At 52.7% G+C, this 21,003-nt stretch carries 20 protein-coding genes and 1 riboswitch; of the genes, 7 read left to right on the top strand and 13 right to left on the bottom strand.

Features of this window, described 5'->3' with window-relative positions; all coding sequences use genetic code 11:
• Window positions 1-18: 18 nt before the first annotated feature.
• The 7 genes from DXX3274_RS11820 to kduI form a co-directional block, all read right to left on the bottom strand.
• Window positions 19-1,311 carry an ABC transporter substrate-binding protein gene (locus tag DXX3274_RS11820; protein WP_042859934.1) on the bottom strand — a complete coding sequence of 431 codons (1,293 nt, stop codon included), beginning with the start codon at window positions 1,309-1,311 and terminating at the stop codon, window positions 19-21.
• A 13-nt stretch (window positions 1,312-1,324) separates the two neighbouring features.
• Window positions 1,325-2,452, bottom strand: coding sequence for an ABC transporter ATP-binding protein (locus DXX3274_RS11815; protein ID WP_042859933.1), 1,128 nt, complete (start codon window positions 2,450-2,452; stop codon window positions 1,325-1,327).
• Window positions 2,453-2,465: 13 nt separating this feature from the next.
• The gene (locus DXX3274_RS11810) at window positions 2,466-3,368 is read right to left on the bottom strand and encodes a carbohydrate ABC transporter permease (RefSeq protein WP_038658343.1); all 903 of its coding nucleotides are present in this window, start codon (window positions 3,366-3,368) and stop codon (window positions 2,466-2,468) included.
• Window positions 3,361-4,251 carry a carbohydrate ABC transporter permease gene (locus DXX3274_RS11805; protein WP_038919172.1) on the bottom strand — a complete coding sequence of 297 codons (891 nt, stop codon included), beginning with the start codon at window positions 4,249-4,251 and terminating at the stop codon, window positions 3,361-3,363. The genes DXX3274_RS11810 and DXX3274_RS11805 overlap by 8 nt, the downstream gene beginning before the upstream one ends.
• 45 nt (window positions 4,252-4,296) lie before the next feature.
• Window positions 4,297-5,928 (bottom strand): pectate disaccharide-lyase PelW, encoded by a 1,632-nt coding sequence (pelW, locus tag DXX3274_RS11800; protein ID WP_042859932.1) that lies wholly within the window; start codon window positions 5,926-5,928, stop codon window positions 4,297-4,299.
• Window positions 5,929-6,190: 262 nt separating this feature from the next.
• Window positions 6,191-6,952 carry a 2-dehydro-3-deoxy-D-gluconate 5-dehydrogenase KduD gene (kduD, locus tag DXX3274_RS11795; RefSeq protein ID WP_013318066.1) on the bottom strand — a complete coding sequence of 254 codons (762 nt, stop codon included), beginning with the start codon at window positions 6,950-6,952 and terminating at the stop codon, window positions 6,191-6,193.
• A 181-nt stretch (window positions 6,953-7,133) separates the two neighbouring features.
• A complete protein-coding gene (kduI, locus tag DXX3274_RS11790) occupies window positions 7,134-7,970 on the bottom strand; it encodes a 5-dehydro-4-deoxy-D-glucuronate isomerase (protein WP_042859931.1) in 837 nt (278 codons plus the stop codon).
• 322 nt (window positions 7,971-8,292) lie between these two features.
• On the opposite strand from kduI, the gene DXX3274_RS11785 reads away from it, so the two are divergent.
• Together DXX3274_RS11785 and DXX3274_RS11780 are read left to right on the top strand one after the other, a co-directional pair.
• Entirely contained in the window at window positions 8,293-8,625 is a 333-nt protein-coding gene (locus DXX3274_RS11785; RefSeq protein WP_022633697.1) for a cupin domain-containing protein, read from the top strand.
• Window positions 8,626-8,867: 242 nt separating this feature from the next.
• Window positions 8,868-9,416, top strand: coding sequence for a YniB family protein (locus tag DXX3274_RS11780; protein ID WP_042859930.1), 549 nt, complete (start codon window positions 8,868-8,870; stop codon window positions 9,414-9,416).
• Window positions 9,417-9,462: 46 nt separating this feature from the next.
• On the opposite strand, the gene DXX3274_RS11775 is transcribed toward DXX3274_RS11780, so the two are convergent.
• Window positions 9,463-10,320, bottom strand: coding sequence for a fructosamine kinase family protein (locus tag DXX3274_RS11775; protein WP_042859929.1), 858 nt, complete (start codon window positions 10,318-10,320; stop codon window positions 9,463-9,465).
• A 1,052-nt stretch (window positions 10,321-11,372) separates the two neighbouring features.
• Between DXX3274_RS11775 and DXX3274_RS22850 the strand changes: the two genes are divergently transcribed.
• From DXX3274_RS22850 to rlmA, 3 genes are all read left to right on the top strand, one after another.
• Window positions 11,373-11,489: a DUF2627 domain-containing protein gene (locus DXX3274_RS22850; RefSeq protein ID WP_071526204.1), complete on the top strand. Its 117-nt coding sequence runs from the start codon at window positions 11,373-11,375 to the stop codon at window positions 11,487-11,489.
• Between the two features lie 39 nt (window positions 11,490-11,528).
• A complete protein-coding gene (gene cspE / locus DXX3274_RS11770) occupies window positions 11,529-11,738 on the top strand; it encodes a transcription antiterminator/RNA stability regulator CspE (protein WP_005968829.1) in 210 nt (69 codons plus the stop codon).
• 95 nt (window positions 11,739-11,833) lie between these two features.
• Window positions 11,834-12,646 (top strand): 23S rRNA (guanine(745)-N(1))-methyltransferase, encoded by an 813-nt coding sequence (rlmA, locus tag DXX3274_RS11765; protein WP_042862075.1) that lies wholly within the window; start codon window positions 11,834-11,836, stop codon window positions 12,644-12,646.
• A 36-nt stretch (window positions 12,647-12,682) separates the two neighbouring features.
• Here rlmA and mntP read toward each other — a convergent pair whose 3' ends face one another.
• From mntP to manX, 5 genes are all read right to left on the bottom strand, one after another.
• Window positions 12,683-13,255 carry a manganese efflux pump MntP gene (gene mntP, locus DXX3274_RS11760; RefSeq protein ID WP_038658363.1) on the bottom strand — a complete coding sequence of 191 codons (573 nt, stop codon included), beginning with the start codon at window positions 13,253-13,255 and terminating at the stop codon, window positions 12,683-12,685.
• 7 nt (window positions 13,256-13,262) lie between these two features.
• Window positions 13,263-13,446, bottom strand: a riboswitch (yybP-ykoY riboswitch).
• Between the two features lie 197 nt (window positions 13,447-13,643).
• Complete coding sequence (locus DXX3274_RS11755) at window positions 13,644-14,102, bottom strand: DUF986 family protein (RefSeq protein WP_042859928.1); 459 nt, start codon at window positions 14,100-14,102, stop codon at window positions 13,644-13,646.
• A 112-nt stretch (window positions 14,103-14,214) separates the two neighbouring features.
• Window positions 14,215-15,051 (bottom strand): PTS mannose transporter subunit IID, encoded by an 837-nt coding sequence (locus tag DXX3274_RS11750; protein WP_024106031.1) that lies wholly within the window; start codon window positions 15,049-15,051, stop codon window positions 14,215-14,217.
• A gap of 14 nt (window positions 15,052-15,065) precedes the next feature.
• On the bottom strand, window positions 15,066-15,863 hold the full coding sequence (locus DXX3274_RS11745) for a PTS mannose/fructose/sorbose transporter subunit IIC (RefSeq protein WP_042859927.1): 798 nt from the start codon (window positions 15,861-15,863) through the stop codon (window positions 15,066-15,068).
• 68 nt (window positions 15,864-15,931) lie between these two features.
• Window positions 15,932-16,888 (bottom strand): PTS mannose transporter subunit IIAB, encoded by a 957-nt coding sequence (gene manX, locus DXX3274_RS11740; protein ID WP_042859926.1) that lies wholly within the window; start codon window positions 16,886-16,888, stop codon window positions 15,932-15,934.
• Between the two features lie 572 nt (window positions 16,889-17,460).
• Between manX and DXX3274_RS11735 the strand changes: the two genes are divergently transcribed.
• Both DXX3274_RS11735 and DXX3274_RS11730 read left to right on the top strand, forming a co-directional pair.
• Complete coding sequence (locus DXX3274_RS11735) at window positions 17,461-19,014, top strand: TerC family protein (protein WP_042859925.1); 1,554 nt, start codon at window positions 17,461-17,463, stop codon at window positions 19,012-19,014.
• A 387-nt stretch (window positions 19,015-19,401) separates the two neighbouring features.
• Complete coding sequence (locus DXX3274_RS11730) at window positions 19,402-20,982, top strand: methyl-accepting chemotaxis protein (RefSeq protein ID WP_042859924.1); 1,581 nt, start codon at window positions 19,402-19,404, stop codon at window positions 20,980-20,982.
• The last annotated feature ends 21 nt before the right edge of the window (window positions 20,983-21,003 follow it).

Raw genomic sequence — 21,003 nt, 5'->3', positions numbered from 1 at the left:
CAGACAGCCAATTAAAGATTATTCTTTCATGGCGCGTTTCAGAATACGATCGGCCTGACGCTGGAAGTATTTGGCCGTTTCTTCCACGGATTTCTGATCGTAATCGATATATTGAATGGCATCGCCAAACAGAGCGACAATCTGCGGATCGTCAAAATAAGGCGATGTCTTGGTTTCATGCGGCAAAGACAATGCCAGATTCAGGCCGGCTACCGACGGGTCGCTGTCCTTGATGACGGCATCGGCACGCAACTGGGCGACAGCCGCTTTGCTCAACGGCACGCCACGTTCCAGCCCCAGCGCCTGAATGCCTTCCTTGCTGTTCAACAGGTAGTTGATCAGCATGGCTGCTTCTTTCGGGTGCTTGGTGGATTTGCCGATGGACAACATCTGGGCCGGTTTGAAGAACAGACCAGCTTCCTTGGCGCCCGCCAACATCGGGTAGGCGCCCAGTTCCAGTTTGGCCGGCGGCTGCAGGTTGTCGGAGTACTTGTTGATGGTGGAGTTCCACATGTATATGCCGCCCCAGTCACCGGTAATCCACGGTTTCATTTCATACATGTTGCTCTTGCCGAACGACGCGTAGTATTTCGCAGACGGCATGACGTGGGAATCGACCATTTTTTTGTACATCTGGAAGAATTCCACCCATTGTGCGTCGGTGTAAGAGAATTTCTTGTTCTTCTCGTCTACCGCCGGGATGTTGTATTTCTGCACCATGTAGGAGTTCAGCAGCGCCAGCGAGTCCTGATGTTCCAGCACCAGCGGGTAGGACTGGTCGCCCAGTTTTTCCTTGAACACTTTACCGGCGTTCAGCAGCTCATCCCAGTTTTTCGGGGCGGTCAAACCGGATTTCTTCCAGGTTTCGGTGTTGTAATAGAACACACGCGCCGTAACGGAGATAGGAATCCCGTTCAGTTTGCCGTCTACCGTGGTGGCCTGCAGTTCTTTCGCTTCAAACTGCGACAGATCCAGCACGTCTTTCACCTTGTTCAGGTCGTAGAAGCCGTCACCGGTGCGGGAGAAAATGGGCAGCCAGTTCCAGTTGGTCTGCATCACGTCCGGTTCGGTGTTGCCGGCGATCTGGGTGGTCAAACGGGACAGGTGCCCGTCCCAACCCGTGTATTCCGCCTTCACTTTGATGTTCGGGTACTGTTTCTGGAATTCCTCGATGGCTTTCAGCGTGACCTGGTGGCGTCCGTTGCCGCCCCACCATGACATGCGCAGGTCAACTTGGTCAGCGGCGAAAGACTGATGTGCCATCAGCGCCAGAGAAGAGGCAATCAATGTGCGTAGGATTACTTTTTTCATCGGTTATACTCCTTTAAAGAGAGATATTTTGTTCTGTTTTTGCATCAAAGATATGGCATTTATCCATATCAAACTTGAAATACACCTTACTATTCATTCTGTTATTGATAATGACCCGGGCTTCGTCTGAAGGCATGCGGCTGGTCAGTTCAAAACCATCGACCTTGATGTACATAAAGAATTCGTGGCCCATGTTTTCGGCGCGCACCAGTTCGCCCTGGAAGTGACCGCCGTCGAAAGGCGCTTCCGATACCGTGACGTATTCCGGGCGAACACCGAAGCAGATGTCCTTGCCGATGTAATCACGAACTTTATCCTGCTTGGTTTGGTTAAGGCCCATGGTGTACTGGCCTACCTGCAGCGTGATCTGGCCGTTTTCTTCCAGCAGCTTGCCCGGTTTGATGTTCATTTCCGGTGCGCCGATAAAACCGGCGACGAACATGTTTTTCGGGAAGTGATAGAGATTATCCGGCGTATCCACCTGCATGATGTGGCCGAGCTTCATGACGCAGATACGATCGCCCATGGTCATGGCTTCGGTCTGGTCGTGGGTAACGTAGACGCTGGTGGCCGGGTGACCGCTCTTTTTCAACTGCTTATGCAGATCCGAAATACGGATGCGCATTGAGGCGCGCAGTTTGGCGTCCAGGTTGGAAAGCGGTTCGTCGAACAGGAACACATCCGGTTTTTTCACGATGGCGCGACCTACCGCCACACGCTGGGCCTGACCGCCGGACAGCTGGCGCGGCAAGCGATCCATCAGTTCTTCCAGTTCCAGAATCTTGGCCGCTTCGTTAACCTGCGCTTCGATCTTGTCTTTCGGCATCTTGCTCAGTTTCAGGCCGAAGGCCAGGTTTTCGCGAACCGTCATGTGCGGATAGAGCGCATAGTTCTGGAACACCATCGCAATGCCGCGATCCTTCGGCGCCAGGTTGTTGACGATCTTGTCGCCGATGCGAACTTCGCCGCCGCTGATGGTTTCCAGACCGGCCAGCATGCGCAGGGTAGTGGATTTCGCGCAGCCGGACGGCCCTACGATCACCATGAATTCGCCGTCTTTGATCGTCAGGTTGATACCGTGAACTGCTTTGAAACCGTTGGAGTAGACTTTTTCCAGTTTGTTGAAAATGACTTCAGCCATGATAAATCCTCAATTAACCTTTAATTCCGCTGCTGGTAACGCCCTGAACGAAGTAGCGCTGAGCCATGAAGAAGATGATGATAGACGGCAGAATGGAGATACTCGCCATTGCCAGAATTTCGTTCCACGGTGCGCCTTCCGTAACGTCGATAGACATTTTCAGAGCCAACGCAATCGGGTATTTGTCCACGCTGTAAACGTAAATCAGCGGGCCGATAAAGTCGTTCATTGACCACATGAACTGGAACAGGGCGACCGAAATAATGGCCGGTTTCAGAATCGGCACGACTACGTACCACAACACCTGCCAGGAGTTGCAGCCATCGATTTGCGCCGCTTCTTCCATATCGCGCGGTACGCCGCGCAGGAACTGGATCAGCATGAACACGAAGAACCCTTGCGTCGCGAACGCAACCGGCACATACAGCGGCAGGTAGCTGTTCAGCATGCCCATTTCGCGGAACATGATGTACTGAGGAATCAACAGCACGGTGCTCGGCAGCAGCATGGTGGCGATCAGGGTGGCGAACCAGAAGTTCTTCCACGGAATCTCAAACCGGGCGAAGCCGTAAGCCACGATGGTGGAGGAGATCACCGTCAACGCCACCTTCGGAATCACATACTTGAAGGTATTGATCATGTAGTGACCGAAGTTGTATTCGGTGCCGGTTTTCCAGCCGTTGATAAAGCCATCCCAGGTCGCATGTGCAGGCCACAGACTGAGGGTGGTGAAGATCTCATGGTTCGGTTTGAACGACGCCGAGAACATCCACGCCAGCGGGTAGAGCATCAGAATGCCGACAGCCAACAGAATGGTGTAACGGATGCCCGCGCTGATTTTTTCACGGCGCAGCGTACGGCGAACTTCTGCCGCTGCAATAGCCTGCGCAGACAGTGGGGAATGAATATCAGCCATTTTTTCCTCCTTTATCGGCGGAATAGAACACCCAGTATTTAGACGATTTGAAGGAGATAGCGGCGAAGACGGCTACCACCAGGAACAGCACCCATGCCAGAGCTGCGCCGTACCCCATATCGAAATACTTGAAGGCCGTATCATAGATATAGAGCGAGAACAGATAGGTGTAGTGGGTTGGTCCACCGCCGGTAATGACGTAGGGCGCGGTAAATTCCTGGAACGCCTGCGTCGTCTGCATGATGAAGTTGAAGAAGATAACCGGCGTAATCAGCGGCACGGTCACTTTCATGAACATCTGCCATTTCGAGGCACCGTCGATCATCGCGGCTTCATACTGGGATTGCGGTACGTTTTGCAGCGCAGCCAGGAAGATCACCATCGCGGAGCCAAACTGCCAGACGCGCAGCAGGGTTACCGACATCAGCGCCAGCGACGGTTCGCCCAGCCAGTTGACCGGATCGAGCCCGAAAACGCCGATAAAGCTGTTCAGCAGTCCGTCGATAGCGAACAGGGCGCGCCACAGTACGGCGATAGCTACGCTACTGCCGAGAATCGACGGCACGTAGTAAGCGGTACGGAAAAAACCGATTCCACGCAATTTGAAATTCAGCACGAACGCGATCAGCAGTGCGAAAATCAGTTTTAGCGGGATGGTCAGGAACACATAAGCAAAGGTGACTCCCATGGATTTCCAGAAAAGATCGTCCTCCATAAACATCCGGTGGTAATTTTCCAGGCCGGTGAATGTGGGCGGACTCATTAAATCATACTCAGTAAAACTGAGTACAAACGATGAAAGAAAGGGGAAAGCGGTAAAAACTATCAACCCTATTATATAGGGAGAGATATAAGCTAACCCCAGCATTCTGTTTTCATTCATAATGCCTACCTACTTTTAGTAATGGTGAATCTGTAAAAAATAAAATCAGTGGATTAATTTTTCTGGGTAAATAAATTCCGTGTCGTAAATAACCCGGCTTTCTCCATTAATTCGATAATCTCCATGGATGTATCCCCCTTGTGTCAGGACGGCAGGAACTTCCGGCCATTTATTTCTGCAGGCGGCGATCAGCGTCAACAGAATGGCAGGGAAAGGATCGTCAAGTCGTACATAGCGATGATGCTCAGAGCGTACGAACAAACCGTGATGGAAATAGCGCTTAAATAAAATCTCCGCCATTTGCCAGGCATATTCCGCCCACTGCGCCGATTGTTTGGCTTGCGCCAGCTCGGTAATCGCCAGCAGCAGGAAAGGCGAGGCGGATTGATGGATGCCCTGTTTCTCCAGTCGGGACAGCATGGTGACGATCAACGTATACAGGTCGTCATCGTTGCTCAGGCGCCAGGCGCGTACCAGCGGCAGCAGGTAGTCGCCTTCCAGCGGGAAGGGCTTCAATACAGTACCGGCTTTGCCGTAGTAACCGTCGCGTTTGAAGCAGTAACCGGTCATGTCCTGACCGTTGTTCCACATCGGGCGCAGGCTGTTGCTGTCAACGTCGTAAGCGTACTGATAGTAGTTTTTCAGGCCGGCGATCACCCATGTCAGGATTTCGGCGTCGGGTTGATGGCGCAGAATATCGAGCATAGCCAGCGGGCTATCGATCAGCAGCGGGCGCATGTCGCGGAACAGCACGTTGGCTTCTCGGGCGATGGTGCCAAACTCAGGCCCGAACTGCCGCTGGGCGCGGTCGCCGAACCAGGATTGGGTCTGGTTATCGTCCGCCGGCACCGGCTGGCGCTGTAAGGGCGAGCTAAACTGGTAAACCGGCATGCCGGTTTCCGGGTTCCGCGCCAGCACATATTGACGGTAGAGGTGTTTGCCCCAGGCAGCCGCGTGCACGTCGCCCGTGTGGCGCGCATAGACGAAGGCGGCGTAGATCAGGTCGGTGCCGGCATTAACAAAGGTCAGTCCTTTAGTCAGCGGCAATTCCGGCCATTTGGCCGGGGTGACCACATCATGACGGGAATGCAGAAACACGTCCGGATCGCGTGGCTTGGCGTAATCACCGTGGCGGCCCAGATCCAGGCAACTCCAGTCTTCCACGTGGGCATTCCAGAATCCCTGAATGAAATGGCGGGTTTTTTCCGGATTAACCTGATGCAGAAATTCGTAATAGGGTAGATGGTGTTTTAATTCATGCACCATCGATTTGGATTCCGGCCCTTCGCTGGCCAGCGTATCGAGATTAATAAAACGGTGGCCGCCCCAATAAAAAAGTCCGCTATTTTCATCGACAAAGCGATTCAGAAAATATTCGCTTTGAGATAACGCCATCTGACGATATTTTTCTGTTTCTGTGACGGCACTCATGGAAATTAATAGTCGCAACCAGTTTTGCTGGCTGGCGAAGTTAGAGATCGGTGCATCATGGCCGTCGGGAAACTGCCAGACAACTGGAGACTGTGTTTTTATCTCAAATCCGTCAGCTAATAACGGCGTTGGGTTGACAGCGCTGTGGCCGTATTGCTGAATCTTTTCAATATGGCTGTTAATCGCCGATAGCCACTGGTCGATTTGCCATTTTCTGCTGGTGTTCAAATCAGTAAAAATACTCATGGAGTACCTTCTTTCAGAACTGAGCGAAACAGTTCCTTATAAATAGAAACATTGTTTTGATTGATTATATTGCCCAACTTCTATTTTCGTCATGCGCTCAATATCGAAAGTGTGATCAAAGTCGGAACGTTGTTTTGAAAATTTTTTATGGAAGATTCGGAAACGGGAGGGAAAGGATGTTGGAAGATAACTTACTGATAGATAAAAGAAAGGCACAATTCAGTATTGTGCCTTTGATCACAAAAAAATTTTGCGGAAAAACTTAGCGAGCCAGCCAGCCGCCGTCAACGGCAATGGTGTAACCGTTCACATAATCGGACGCGCTGGAAGCCAGGAACACGGCCGGACCCTGCAGGTCCTGCGGCAGACCCCAACGACCCGCCGGGATACGGTCCAGGATTTCTTTGCTGCGGTCCTGGTCGGCGCGCAGTTGCTGGGTGTTGTTGGTCGCCATGTAACCGGGGGCAATGGCGTTGACGTTGATGTTATGTTTGGCCCATTCGTTGGCCAGCAGACGGGTGATCCCCATGACCGCGCTCTTGGAAGCGGTGTAAGACGGTACGCGGATACCACCCTGGAAGGACAGCATGGATGCGATATTGATAATTTTACCGCCATGACCCTGTTTGATGAACTGACGGGCAACCGTCTGTGACATGAAGAACACGCTCTTGATGTTCAGATTCATCACATCGTCCCAGTTCTTTTCGCTGAACTCGATGGCGTCTTCACGACGGATGATGCCGGCGTTGTTGACCAGAATGTCCACTTTACCGAACTCGGCAACGGCTTTTTCCACCAGCGCGGCATGACCGGAGATATCGCTCATGTCAGCGGTCAGGCTGAGGAAGCGACGGCCCACCGCCGTAACTTTTTCGATGGTTTCTTTCGGCTCAACGATGTTGACGCCGACGATGTCGCAGCCCGCTTCAGCCAGACCGACAGCCATACCCTGACCCAGGCCGGTATCGCAACCGGTGATCAGCGCCACTTTGCCCTGTAAATTGAATGTATTTAGAATCATAGCCTTGATCTCTCTGTAAACGACATGTTTTGTCGTGAGCTTGTTACTGTAGGGAAATACCGGTTTATACCCGTCATATTTCAGGTTGCCGGCTTGCTGGCTACTTTCACTCATCCCGGTCACTGACTGGGGATGCGCTCACTTGCCACTTTCCCGCAACGCGAAATTATTGGGTAAGCCGTTAGCGTAGTTCGCTAACTTTGACGTGATCCATGTCTGAGAAAACCTGATTCTCGCCAACCATACCCCAGATAAAGGTGTAGCGTTTGGTGCCTACACCCGAATGAATCGACCAGCTCGGTGAAATCACCGCCTGCTCGTTGTGTACCAGAATGTGGCGGGTTTCCTGTGGTTGTCCCATCATGTGGAACACCGCCGTTTCTTCATCCATATCGAAATAAAAATAGACTTCCATGCGACGCTCATGGGTATGGCACGGCATGGTATTCCAGAGACTGCCTTCCGCCAGTTTGGTTAACCCCATAGTGAGCTGGCAGGTGGGCAACACATCCGGAACGATATACTTGTTGATGGTCCGACGGTTGCTGGTCGCGTCATCACCGATGGTCTGCGGGGATGCCTCTGCAGCGGTAATTTTACGTGTCGGATAGGTGGTGTGCGCCGGCGCGCTGTTATAGTAGAAGCGAGCGGGCCGGGTTGGGTCTGCGCTGGTAAAACGGATGTCGCGCGCGCCTTTGCCGATATAAATGGCTTCTTCATGGCCGATTTCATAGCGCTCGCCGTCTACGCTGACTACGCCGGCGCCGCCGATATTAATCGCGCCCAGTTCGCGGCGTTCAAGAAAGTAGCTGACGCCCAGTTGTTTTCCCACATCCTCACCGATAGTGACCGCCTGATGAACGGGCATTACCCCGCCCACGATGATTCGATCGATGTGGCTGTAGGTCATGGTGCAGGCATCTGCATCAAAAATGTGTTCGATCAGAAACTCGCGCCGCAGGCCAGCGGTATCAAGCTGACGGGCGTGGTCGCTGTGGATGCTCTGACGGACTTGCATGGTTGCTCCTCGCTTTCAGATGGAAATCAGGCTGAGGGCCTGACAGGAAAGCGCCGGGCGGAACAGGTCACCTTGCGTGGCAGTGACAACGTCACCTGAACCTTTTTTGCCCGGTTCTTTCGTGTTATGGCGCGATGATAGTGTGGTTGAGATGTGAATTCAATAAAAATGAAATAATGTTTTATTTATTTCTTGAGAGGCGTCATGGTTTTGCTTATTTTATGTTTCATCTGATGCCGATGTTACTAGAATATCGGTATTTACCCTTTGTGTTACCTTGTTCACACAAGGGAGCACGCTGAATGATCTTTAAGGAGAAACCATGAGAAGGTACTTTATTGACGATGAAACGCCGTGGGAAGAGCTGGGCGGTGGCATTAAACGTAAAATCATCACCTGGAGCGATGATCTAATGATGGTGTGCGTTCATTTCGCCAAAGGTGCCATCGGTACGCCGCACAAACACGACATCCACGATCAGATCGCCTATGTGGCGGCCGGCAGCTTCGAAGTGGTGATCGAAGGCGAAAAACGCATCCTGAAAACCGGCGATGCCTATATGGCGGTGAAGAATGAAATGCACGGTGTGGTTTCGCTGGAAGAAGGCAGCGTGTTGATCGACACCTTCTCGCCGAAACGTGCCGACTTCCTCTGATCCCTTCTGTTAATAAGGTGCCGGCGATGTTGCCGGCGCCTTGTCGAAACGCCTTCCTTTATAGTCTGCTTTTCATCAGCCTGGTGCTGGGCGTAGCCTGCAACGTGCGGAAGGACTGTGCCGTCGGGAAAGAAAACGTTGACTCTGCTAAAACCTGAAGTACCCTGCTAACGGGTTTTATGGGTCTACACTTTTCTTGCTCACCGTGGCACTGGGTGTGACGTCACGCACAAGGGGAACACATGACGTATCGACAGGCTGGCCTTTTTGCCGTGATCAAACGCATTGCGGGATGGGTCATCTTTCTCCCGGCTTTGCTCTCGACCATTATCTCGCTGGCCAATCTTATTCATGCCTTTACCGAGAAGAAGCAGGGGATTAATGGCGTGATGCAGGATTTTTTGCATCTGGTGGTGGAAGTGCTGCGCTTCAATACGCCGTTTCTGGACATTTTTTGGTACAACTCGCCGGTGCCTGATTTCGGTCGTCTGTCGGCGTCAGCCACCATCATGTTCTGGCTGATCTATCTGTTGATGTTTGTCGGTCTGGCGCTGCAGGTGTCTGGTTCCCGGTTGTCCCGCCAGGTCAAACATATCCGTGAAGGGCTGGAAGATCAGCTGATTCTGGAGAAGGTCAAAGGCGATGAAGGCAAAACCCGTGAGGAGCTGGAATCCCGGGTGGAGTTACCCCGCCATACTATTCTGCTGCAATTTTTTCCGTTGTATATCTTGCCGGTCGTCGTTGCCGTGATCGGTTATCTCACGCTGAAAACCGTGGGTATCCTGGCCTGACGGCACTGCCGGGGCTATGTTGCCCCGGCATCGGCTTCGTCCCTCGTCATAGCAACTGACTTTCTATCGCCTGTTGGGCGGTAACCACATGTTTGCCGCCGAACAGGTTGGCCCGGTTAAGCAGGTAGTAGATCTGGTAAATCGGCTGACGCTCGACAAAATCCTTTTCCAGCGACCAGACGCTCTGATAGCCGTCATAAATTTGCGGCGGTAACTCGGCATGCAGCGGCAACATCGCCAAATCGCATTCCCGATCGCCCCAGTAACAGGCCGGGTCGAACAGGTAATAACCGTGGTCGGTATTGAGGCAATTATTGGACCACAAATCGCCGTGCAGTAATGAAGGCTGTGGTTGATGACCTGAAAGCCGTTTTTCCACCTGTGCTATTAGGGTATCGATATCACCGAAATGAAGCCCTTTCTCAGCAGCCAGTTGCAGTTGCCAGCCAATACGCTGCTCTGCAAAAAAACTGGACCAGCGGCGTTGCCAGGTGTTGGGTTGCGGCGTAGTGGACAGATCGTTGTCGAAATCAAGGCCAAACTGGGGCTGGTCGCTCCACTGGTGCAATTGTGCCAATTGTTGTCCCAGACGCCAGGCATCGTGGGCAGAAACGGGTTTGGGCGAGAGGTATTCCAGCAGCAGGAAACTGTAATCGCGGTTACTGCCTACGCCGTACACCGTTGGGACCTGTACCGTTTTACTGCGGGCCAGCAGTTCCAACTGCTCGGCTTCCGCGCGAAATTTGGTCAGCAGTTCACGAGCATCGCATTTGACGAAGACATCATGCTGACCATAACGCAAATGCCAGGCAGGGTGCACTTCGCCGCCAGGTAATTCCCGTCGATCCAGAATATCACCGGGGCCGAGATGTTCTTCCAGCAGTTGATCAATCGTCTGCCACATAGGTCACCTCCCGTTGATGTTGCCGATTATCATTACATTAGCGATTTGTGCAGTGTAAAAACGGAATCTGGCGCACAGCTGACAGCGCTATCGAGGCTGCCGAAACGGGGGAAAGCGGGCGGTCGTCATAACAACCGTAGTCTGACCGCTTCCCTCAAAAAGTGTGAGTCCGCCGGGTATGATGTGATTGGAAGATGGCGGCAGGGACACAATAACGCGCTCTGCCGGGGTTGTCACGGTTGATGTCAAAAAACGGAGGCGATATCTGTGCGTATGACTGACGTGATGGCTGATTTGACCCAGACCGGTATTTGTTATTTGACACAGCGATCCTGATGATTGACTCAGATTAATTTTTTGTTAGGCATAAAATGTGATCGTGATAGATGAATCAACGGCGTGCATTCAGGGAGCAAGAATATAACTCAGTAACATAATTGAAGGATTGAGAAATAAGCGGGAAGGGCGCGGCATAAAGCACGGCATAAACATTTTTTTAGCGGCTAAAAAACAGAAATAAAACCGGAATAGGGCAAAGGAAAGTCATCGGTAAATCATTTTTTTGCAAAAATAATGTTATCTCTGTTCTAAGTTGCGAAAAAGTATACTTACTATGTTTCATTATTATTATATGACCAGATGGTCACTATCAGGATTCGATTGATTGCATCTGTTTGTCATAAAAGGATTTTCTTATCATCGGTAGCTGAAAAAAGAATGCCTTAATCACATTTTTGACAAACAGTGGCTGGACAATCGATACATCCTGTGACCAGTGGGGTAATATCATTTTGTTATGACATAGCGTGACGGGCAATAAGTCGATCATGCCGACTTGCGTAATTGGAATACCATGCACATAATCAAACGATTGGATGTGCCGCAGGGAATGCTTTAGCGTGTCAATATCCCGGGATATTGTAGAGTGGATATTAATGATACATTAAAGACTCTAATTTGTGCGACGCATCCATCGGTGGCAAAAAATGGCTTGCCAACGATTACAGAGTATGTAATAACGCATCTGGGTAAAACGAGGTACAGTTCTGTATATGAATGGCATTTTCAGTAAAGAAGTCTTGAGTACAAACGTTAGCGTTGAATACCACTTCTCTGCCGATCCTTATTTTAGTGCCTCAAGCAGTAACGACTCTGGTTTTTCTGTATAACGCCTCTGTGCGGTTTAAACTATTAAAGGAAACTTTGAAATGGCAAAGATTAAAGGTCAGGTTAAGTGGTTCAACGAGTCTAAAGGCTTCGGTTTCATCACTCCGGCTGATGGCAGCAAAGACGTGTTCGTACACTTCTCTGCAATTCAGGGCAACGGTTTTAAAACCTTAGCCGAAGGCCAGAATGTTGAGTTTGAAATTCAGGATGGCCAGAAAGGTCCTTCTGCAGTGAACGTTACTGCGCTGTAATTTTCAGCTCATGCCATAAAACCCGCCTTGTGCGGGTTTTTTGCTTTTCTGGTGTTATCCGCGAAATCATCAAGAGTGTTATGCAAAAATCTTCAGTGCCTTATCAATGCCCTCTGTGTCATCAACCCCTGAATGTTGAAGCTGGTCGATGGTCCTGCGGACGTCATCATTTCGATCGCGCGCGGGAAGGGTACGTCAATTTACTGCCGGTGCAGTTTAAACGTTCCAGACAGCCGGGGGACAGCGCCGAAATGATGCAGGCCAGGCGGGCGTTTCTTGATAATGGACACTATCAGCCATTACGGGATCGGGTATCGGAGCAGTTGGCTGCCCGCCTGCAGATGCAACCGGGCGCGCTGCTGGATATTGGATGTGGGGAAGGGTATTACACGGCTGCGCTGGCAGATAAACTGACGCCGCAGGGGATGGCGGTTTATGGGCTGGATGTCTCCAAAGCGGCGATACAGCGTGCGGCGAAACGTTATGCTCAGGTGATGTTCTGCGTGGCGTCCAGTCAGCGGCTGCCTTTTCAGGACCATTCTCTGGCTGCGGTATTGAAAATCTACGCGCCCTGTAACGGTGACGAACTGGCGCGAGTCATCCGGCCTGGCGGCGGGCTGATGACGGTTTCTCCGGGGCCAAATCATTTGCTGTCCCTGAAGGCGCGGGTGTATCAGGAGGTCAGGCCGCACCCCGACGTAGAAGAGGTGTTTGCGGGGTTTGTATTGGAAACGGTCGAACGGTTGCAGTATCGCATGACCATGACGGGAGCCGATGCCGCCAGTCTGCTACAGATGACGCCGTTCGCCTGGCGAGCCACGCCGGACGTGAACGAAGGGTTGAAGGCGGAAGTGCAGTTTGAGTGTGAAACCGATTTTTTGATTCGTTTTCATCGCCGCGAGGGGTGAACAAAAGGCGGGCAGCCGGGCTGCCCGCTGTGCGTATCAGGCGAGGTCGAGCAGATGTTCGTAAAGAATGTTACAGCCAATGCCGATCAGTACGATGCCACCGAGGATTTCAGCGCGTTTGCCGAGGATCGGGCCGACATAACGGCCAATCATCATACCGAGAGTCACCATAATCATGGTGGCGCAGCCGATAACCATCGCGGTGTGGAAGATATTTACCTGCAGGAAAGCCAAACCGACGCCAATCGCCATCGCATCCAGACTGGTGGCGACAGCCGTACAGATCAAAACAAACAGGCTGTGTTTGGAGATTTTTTCACAGTTGTGGCTGTCTTCGCCTTTCAGGCCTTCCATAATCATGCGGCCGCCTAAAATCAGCAGCAGACTGAAAGCCACCCAGTGGTCCCAGGCGATAATGAAACGGCTGGCATAAAAACCCAGCGCCCAGCCGATTAACGGCGTCAACGCCTCAATCAGACCGAAGATCAAGCCGGTTCGAATTGCTTCACGAAAGCGGGGTTTGTGCAGTGCGGCACCTTTACCAATGGACGCAGCAAAAGCGTCCATAGACATGCCAAAAGCAAGAATGAGTGTAGCTGATAAGTTCATGTGTAATAGCCTCGGCTGGGCGGTTCTCCATATCCACGTAACCCACCCCCAACCAGACGACGGATCACGTGTCTATGGTCTCGCCTGCCAACCTGGCCGCCCGTACCACGTTCAGTGAAGAACGAGTATGTTGATACGAGCATTCCTGAATTTAAGGCTTCAGGAACCGGCTACTCCCCAATGACGGCGCAACGATATCATATTATTCCTACATTAAACAACAATAAATAATATATGGATTATCAATGCAATTGATAATTATTTTCATCTTTAATGAATTGGAAACAATTGGTGTTAATTACATCAGTAACCATGTGGTCAAAATAACAGCTACGTTTTTTATGGAGAGATGAGTCATTATTTATCCGAAAAAGAAAAATATTTTAACCTACTGATTTTCAATCATAAAATGATATATTTTTTCCAGATCATCCAATTCATTAACCGCGATAAGTAGTCGACTTTTTTCAAGTTCTATCACCAAAATGCCGTCTTCCGATAAATTCATATGTTTAATGCGGTGATAAGCAATATAGGTATTGGCATAAAAGAAACCCTGATCTTTGAAGAGTAATTTCGGGTAACGAATTAGGGTCAGATATATCGCCATCAGTATCAGCGAGAAAAGCAGCAGCGTGGTGAAAGGCGAGCCGTGAGTCGTGACATTTTTATAGATGAGTATTGCCACCAGCAGGCTGAAGATCAGCGCATCCAGACGATGTGCGCGCCGCAGCCGCACCTTGAGTCGGGTCTGACCTTGCCGCCGGTCCATGATGAATTCATCGTAAATTGCATATAGCAGGGCCAGAGCAATAGATACCATCAGAACGACGTCGGTGAAAGTCATGAGCAACTCCGGTGGTGGCGTGAATACAGGATGTGAGACAACGGGTTAGCGTGATGAAAACAGAACGCATTATTCGTGATGAAAAATGGCCGGGTTGCCCCGGCCGGTAGAGTCAGAGCCCCAGCAGGCCGATCCAGTAGCCTATGATGCCGATAACGAAAAAGCCGACGATCAGCCAGAGCGCATTAACCTTGCGCCGCAGTAGCCACATACAGCCAAACGTCAGCAGTAACGGCACCAGGCCGGGCATCAGTTGATCAAGGATCGATTGCACCGTGGTGACGGCCGTTTTCCCATCCTGCCCGGTTACGCGCGATACCACCAGCGGGATGTTGACGTGGGTCCACTTGTTGACCAGCGCGCCCATGACGAACAACCCCAGAATCGATGCCCCTTCGGTCATTTTCTGCAGGAGGCCGCCGCCCATGTCGCTTACGATATCCGCACCTTTGCGATAGCCGTAGGCGACGCCGTAATAACGCACCAGCAAACGCACCAGGTTAAACAGCACGAAAAACAGGATCGGCCCGAGCAGGCTACCGCTCATGGCGATGCCGGCGCCGAGCGCGGCGAAGACCGGACGCGCGGTTCCCCAGAATATCGGATCGCCAACGCCGGCCAGCGGCCCCATCAGCCCGACTTTCAGGCCGTTGATCGCCCCGTCGTCAATCGGTGCGCCGTTGGCGCGCTGCTCTTCCATCGCCATGGTCACGCCCAATACCGGCGCGGCGACGAAAGGCTGGGTATTGAAAAACTCCAGATGACGTTTGATTGCCTGCTTACGCTCTTCCGAGTTCTCCGGGTAAAGGCGACGGATCACCGGTACCATGGAAAAGCAGAACCCCAGTGCCTGCATGCGTTCGAAATTCCACGATCCCTGGAACAGGTTAGAACGCAGAAATACGGCGCGAATATCGCTGGGAGTCAGTTTCTTTGTCGTATCCACCATTTCTTGCTCTCCTGTTAATCCAGTTCGTTATCAAGATCGTTGTTTGACGATGCGGCCGCTGCACCCTGAGCCTTGTTGTATTTGGGGCTAAGCTGGATATACAGCACCGCCATGACGACACCGATGACGCCCAGCGCCACCAGATTGAAGTTGGTGAAGGCAGCGGTAACGAACCCCAGATAGAAGAACGGCATCAGATAACCGGCCCGCATCATATTGATGACCATGGCATAACCAACGACCACAATCATGCCGCCGGCGATGTTCAGACCGGTGGTGACCACCTCGGGGATGGAAGAGAGCAGGCCGTGTACTGCTTCAGTCCCGACCGAGACGGCGACAATCACCGCCGGAATGGCGATGCGCATGGCCTGCAACAGCAGGGCGGAAACGTGAATCCAACTGATGGCGGAAAGATTGCCGCGCTCGGCCGCGGTGTCGGCGGCATGCTGGAAGGCGACGGTGATGGTGCGCACAATAATGGTCAGTACCTGACCCGCGGCCGCCAGCGGAATCGCCAACGCAATCCCGGCGCCGACGCTTTGCCCGCCGGCGATGACCAGAATGGTGGAAATAATAGAGGCCAGCGCCGCATCAGGCGCAACGGCGGCCCCGATGTTCATCCAGCCCAGCGCGATCATTTCCAGCGTACCGCCGATAATGATCCCGGTTTTGATGTCGCCCAGCACCAGCCCGATCAGGGTACAAGCCACCAGCGGCCGGTGAAACTGGAATTCATCGAGAATGGAACCCATACCTGAAATACAGGCTACGATAAATATCAGCACGATTTGAAACGTGGTGATCTCCATGGTACTTCTCCTGTGAGAATAGTGGTCCGAAAAATAACGTCGTTACCCAATCCGTTGCTCCGGAAGTGCTAACGCGCCACCTTGGTGATCAAATCCATCATATTGATTTTGGTATCTGTCGACACTTTGCGGACTTCCAGTTCAATACCGCGCTCATGGAGCTTGTTGAACGCCGCGATATCCTTGTCGTCAATCGAGACGGCGTTATTGACCTGGGTTTTGCCCTGACGATAGGCCATGCCGCCGATGTTGACCGAGGTAATCTTGACGCCATCCTCCACCAGCCGCAGCACATCGGTTGGATTGGTGAACAGCAGCATGACGCGGTCAGAGGCGTATTTCGGGTTGTCGTAAACCCTGACCGCTTTGGCGACATCGACCACGTGGGCCGAGACGCCGGGCGGGGCCACCTGCGTCAGCAGGGTTTTTCGCACATTGTCCGCCGCCACTTCATCGCTAACCACAATAATCCGGTTGACGTTGGTTTCCTTGGTCCAGCGGGTGGCGACCTGCCCGTGGATCAGGCGGTCGTCAATACGCGCCAGCCCGATCTTCATGTGCCCGCCGGCTCCCGGCGCGGCAGCCGGTTTGGCGATGACGGGCGCGGGGCGGGGCGCTTTTTCCGGGTCGGGCGCCTTCAGCGCTTTGACGCCTGCGCGACCGGCCTCCACCGCGATCGCGACCAGTTCGCCAAATTCAGGGTTGTCATCGCGGGCCATAAACGTCTCGGCCAGCATTGGAATATTGACCCCGGCGATCACTTCATGATTTTTCTTGTCGTTCACCAGACGGCTGGCGGCGTTGAACGGACTGCCTCCCCAGGTGTCCACCAGAAAAAGCACACCTTCCGAGGTGTCCAGTTCGGCCAGCTTCGCCTGATATTTTTCCATCAGGATCTCGGCGTTTTCGCCGGGAACAAAATCAATCCAGCCAACGTTACTCTGTTCACCAAGAATCATTTCAGCTGTATTTAGCAGCGGACCGGCAGTGGCGCCGTGAGTGCATAGCATGATGGCAATACTCACTTGCTCCCTCCTTTTATGAATCACTGTTTTGTTGAGAGTGAAATCTGTCTGATAATCTGGATAAATTAGTCACGTTTATCCGTGAGCGATATTCAGTATGGCCGTAATACTGTTTCTTGCCCGATAGATGGCACAAAAAGCGTTTACGACACTCATCACGCCGGGTTATGAATCGATTCAGGCCAGCCTGATATCGCAGGATTTATTTTAGGGGTCGAAGAAATAAATTATGTGATACCGGTCGATAATCGGTGGCGGAATATATTCAGAGAGAGCAGTGATGCCGATGAATGCGACCCGCTTCGCGGAGTGAAGGAAAATCGTTGTGGAAAATCGCATTAACTCTGTTAAAGTTGTTCTCCCTTTAATTACAGAGGAGTAACGGGCAAACGCCCTTCCTATGGACTGTCACCGACGATTCATTTCTTTTGCCCCGGCGCTGGCCGGTGGTGTTCTTTACCCAGTGGGCCATTCAGGCCGAATTCAGCCCTACACTGACACTTCCCTTTCGTTTTCGTCGCACAATGCCGCTGCATTGATGTCGTTCGCTCGTTCATTTTCCGGAGTCTGACATGGAATTTTTGCTGGATCCCTCAATCTGGGCAGGCTTACTGACGTTGGTGGTACTCGAAATTGTATTGGGTATCGACAACCTGGTGTTCATCGCCATTCTGGCGGATAAACTGCCGGCCAAACAGCGTGACAAGGCGCGTATCATCGGCCTGTCGCTGGCGCTGCTGATGCGGCTTGGCCTGCTATCGCTGATTTCCTGGATGGTGACGCTGACGCGACCGCTGTTTTCTGTCGGGGAGTTCAGTTTTTCCGGCCGAGACTTGATTTTGCTGGCCGGGGGGCTGTTCCTGCTGTTCAAAGCCACGATGGAGCTGCATGAGCGGCTGGAAAACCGCCCGCTCGACCCGAATGCCAACCGCGCGCATGCCAGTTTCTGGGCGGTGGTGGTGCAGATTGTTATTCTGGACGCGGTGTTCTCCCTCGATGCGGTCATTACCGCCGTAGGGATGGTGAACCATCTGGGCGTGATGATGACCGCCGTGGTGATCGCCATGGCCGTGATGCTGCTGGCATCCAAACCGCTGACCCGTTTTGTGAACGCCCATCCGACGGTGGTAGTGCTCTGTCTCAGCTTCCTGCTGATGATCGGTTTGAGTCTGGTGGCGGAAGGGTTTGGTTTCCATATTCCGAAGGGCTATCTGTATGCCGCGATCGGCTTCTCGATCGTCATCGAGATGTTTAACCAGATTGCCCGGCACAACTTTATCAAACATCAGTCGCACCGGCCGATGCGCGAGCGCACCGCCGAAGCGATTCTGCGCCTGATGGGGTCACGCAAAGCCAACCATGACGATCAGGAAGAGTTGCCGCAGCAGCAACCGGAAGAAACGTTTGCTGAAGAAGAGCGCTATATGATCAGCGGCGTGCTGACGCTGGCCTCCCGCTCCCTGCGCAGCGTGATGACGCCGCGTACCGATATCTCCTGGGTGGACAGCGAACGTTCGGTGGACGACATTCGCCTGCAATTGCTGGACACGCCGCACAGCCTGTTCCCGGTGTGCCGCGGCTCGCTGGATGAACTGGTCGGCGTAGTGCGCGCCAAAGACCTGCTGGTGGCGCTGGATGAACACACCGATGTGGAACAGTTCGCCGCCGCCAACCCGCCGATCGTGGTGCCGGAAACGCTGGATGTCATCAATCTGTTGCCGGTGCTGCGTCGCGCGAAAGGCAGCCTGGTGATGATTACCAACGAGTTTGGCGTGGTGCAGGGGCTGGTGACGCCGCTGGATATTCTGGAAGCGATCGCCGGCGAATTCCCGGATGAAGATGAAACGCTGGATATCATCGAAGACGGCGACGGTTGGCTGGTGCGCGGCGGCACCGATCTGCATTCGTTGCAGCAGGTGCTCAACGTGCAGGATTTGGTCGATCCGAAAGAAGACTATACCTCGCTGGCCGGCCTGTTGCTGGCGCACAGCGATGAGTTCCCCAAAGTGGGAGACTGGCTGGAGCTGCCCCGGTTACGGTTCCTGATCGTGGAAGCGACGGACTACCGTATCGAGCTGGTTCGTATTGTCCGTATTCCTGAGACGGCTACGGAAGACGAGGCGTAATGCTACGCCGCACGAGGGGCTTGCCTGACCGGCGGGCCTCTGCGGTTGGATGATGATGGTGGTTTTCTTGAATTCATTGCGTGGTTAGTCGAACCATGCCGAAGCGAGCCTGAGGCTCGCTTTTTTTATCTTTTCGGCTGGTCGCTAAAGGGGATGGCGGCGATGTCATCATCTTTTTTCCTCGCTATGGTAAGCCCACCTCATCAGTTCATCATTTATTACAATTCATGCCCGCTCTTTCAGCCATTAATTATCTTTTGCGTTCAAGAGCCACTGCCGACTGTCGATACCATTTAGGTACGAAACAATTTCGTCACATTACAGAGCATGCCGCAAGGTCATCTGTGTCTACTTCTTCATCAGAACGTTATAATTTGAGAACAACCTATGAATGTATGGACTGTTAAAAAAAAGCTGGCCATGATGATCGCCGTGATCATCATCTCCTTTATGACATTGGCCGTATTTCTGCTTTCCCGCCAGAGCGCCACCACCTCAGAATTACAACGTTTGTATGAAAAGGACTATCAGGCCGCGTCGATTATCGGCCAGATTGACGGCCTGCTTACGCGTGTAGACATCAACATCTTGCGGATGATCGCCATTGGCGACCCGACGTCGATTGCCGGATGGAAAAGTCAGAATACCGAGAATTTCACGAAGGTGGAGGGGCTGTTAAGTAAACTGAAAACCATTATTGACCCGACGATGGCGCAGTCTTTTGACGGGCTGGTGTCGTCGTACACGTTAATGCGTAAAGGCATGGAACATCAGGTTCAGGCCGTTGAATCTGGCGATATAAAAAACGCCAGCGAAATTAATAAAAATGAAGTCAAGGCGCCGGCAGACAAGACGTTTGGTGAATTGTCCGCGTTAAAAAAATATCAGGATGAGCTGGCAAACAGGAAAGTCGTTGAGCAGCAAAGCAGCAATGTCACGACGCGTATCATTTCACTGATTGCCGCAGGTATCGTGGCGTTGGGGTCAGTGGTACTGGGCGCGGTGATTCTACGCAGTCTGCTGCGGCAACTGGGCGGCGAGCCGGTGGTCGCGGCACAGGTAGTTAGCCGGATGGCGCAGGGCGATCTTTCCAGCCCGATCCCGGTGAAAGACTATGATCAGGTGAGCCTGCTTGCCCAACTGCACGAGATGCAGTCGTCCCTGTCGGGGATTGTCACCAGCGTACGCAGCAATGCGGAAAGTCTGGCGACCGCCAGTATCCAGATATCCCAGGGTAATCAGGACCTGAGTCAGCGTACGGAAGAGCAGGCCAGCGCGCTGCAACAGACTTCCGCCACTATGGAACAGTTAGGGTCTACCGTCAGCAATAACGCCGAAAACGCGCGTCAGGCCAACCAACTGGCGTTAGGCGCGTCAACGCTGGCGGCGGAAGGCGGAAACATGGTTGAACGCGTGATCGCAACCATGAAAGGCATCAACGACAGTTCTAAAAAGATTTCGGACATCATCAATGTGATCGACAGCATCGCTTTCCAGACTAATATTCTGGCGCTGAATGCGGCGGTGGAAGCGGCGCGGGCGGGCGAGCAAGGGCGTGGTTTTGCGGTTGTCGCTTCCGAAGTACGCAGTCTGGCGCAGCGAAGCGCGAACGCCGCCAAAGAGATCAGCACGTTGATTACCAACAGCGTCGGGCAGGTTGAACAGGGTAGTCAACTGGTGGATGAAACTGGTGCGACCATGACGCAGATTGTGGCGGCGATCAATCAGGTTACCGATATTGTGTCGGAAATCAGCGCGTCCAGCCTGGAGCAAAGTTCGGGAGTGAAACAGGTGGGACAGGCCATCACGCAAATCGATACCGTTACACAGCAGAACGCTGCCCTGGTGGAAGAGAGCGCGGCGGCGGCAGAGAACCTGAAAGAACAGGCCCAGCAACTGGTACAGGCGGTAGCGGTATTCCAGGTGGCTTCCACAGCGGCCCAGCCCCGGTTATTTCTGGGGCGGTAACGGCGATCGCCGCCAGCGGTG

The organism is Dickeya sp. NCPPB 3274 (assembly GCF_000406205.1).
GTDB lineage: Bacteria > Pseudomonadota > Gammaproteobacteria > Enterobacterales > Enterobacteriaceae > Dickeya > Dickeya fangzhongdai.
The sequence above is the reverse complement of the archived record's forward strand: the minus strand, read 5'-3'. Positions and strand labels throughout refer to the sequence as shown.

Excerpts from the sequence above, each read along its gene's own strand:
- DXX3274_RS11820 (WP_042859934.1), bottom strand. The coding sequence starts at position 1,311 with ATGAAAAAAGTAATCCTACGCACATTGATTGCCTCTTCTCTGGCGCTG.
- DXX3274_RS11815 (WP_042859933.1), bottom strand. The coding sequence starts at position 2,452 with ATGGCTGAAGTCATTTTCAACAAACTGGAAAAAGTCTACTCCAACGGT.
- DXX3274_RS11810 (WP_038658343.1), bottom strand. The coding sequence starts at position 3,368 with ATGGCTGATATTCATTCCCCACTGTCTGCGCAGGCTATTGCAGCGGCA.
- DXX3274_RS11805 (WP_038919172.1), bottom strand. The coding sequence starts at position 4,251 with ATGAATGAAAACAGAATGCTGGGGTTAGCTTATATCTCTCCCTATATA.
- pelW (WP_042859932.1), bottom strand. The coding sequence starts at position 5,928 with ATGAGTATTTTTACTGATTTGAACACCAGCAGAAAATGGCAAATCGAC.
- kduD (WP_013318066.1), bottom strand. The coding sequence starts at position 6,952 with ATGATTCTAAATACATTCAATTTACAGGGCAAAGTGGCGCTGATCACC.
- kduI (WP_042859931.1), bottom strand. The coding sequence starts at position 7,970 with ATGCAAGTCCGTCAGAGCATCCACAGCGACCACGCCCGTCAGCTTGAT.
- DXX3274_RS11785 (WP_022633697.1), top strand. The coding sequence starts at position 8,293 with ATGAGAAGGTACTTTATTGACGATGAAACGCCGTGGGAAGAGCTGGGC.
- DXX3274_RS11780 (WP_042859930.1), top strand. The coding sequence starts at position 8,868 with ATGACGTATCGACAGGCTGGCCTTTTTGCCGTGATCAAACGCATTGCG.
- DXX3274_RS11775 (WP_042859929.1), bottom strand. The coding sequence starts at position 10,320 with ATGTGGCAGACGATTGATCAACTGCTGGAAGAACATCTCGGCCCCGGT.
- DXX3274_RS22850 (WP_071526204.1), top strand. The coding sequence starts at position 11,373 with ATGAATGGCATTTTCAGTAAAGAAGTCTTGAGTACAAACGTTAGCGTT.
- cspE (WP_005968829.1), top strand. The coding sequence starts at position 11,529 with ATGGCAAAGATTAAAGGTCAGGTTAAGTGGTTCAACGAGTCTAAAGGC.
- mntP (WP_038658363.1), bottom strand. The coding sequence starts at position 13,255 with ATGAACTTATCAGCTACACTCATTCTTGCTTTTGGCATGTCTATGGAC.
- DXX3274_RS11755 (WP_042859928.1), bottom strand. The coding sequence starts at position 14,102 with ATGACTTTCACCGACGTCGTTCTGATGGTATCTATTGCTCTGGCCCTG.
- DXX3274_RS11750 (WP_024106031.1), bottom strand. The coding sequence starts at position 15,051 with ATGGTGGATACGACAAAGAAACTGACTCCCAGCGATATTCGCGCCGTA.
- DXX3274_RS11745 (WP_042859927.1), bottom strand. The coding sequence starts at position 15,863 with ATGGAGATCACCACGTTTCAAATCGTGCTGATATTTATCGTAGCCTGT.
- DXX3274_RS11735 (WP_042859925.1), top strand. The coding sequence starts at position 17,461 with ATGGAATTTTTGCTGGATCCCTCAATCTGGGCAGGCTTACTGACGTTG.
- DXX3274_RS11730 (WP_042859924.1), top strand. The coding sequence starts at position 19,402 with ATGAATGTATGGACTGTTAAAAAAAAGCTGGCCATGATGATCGCCGTG.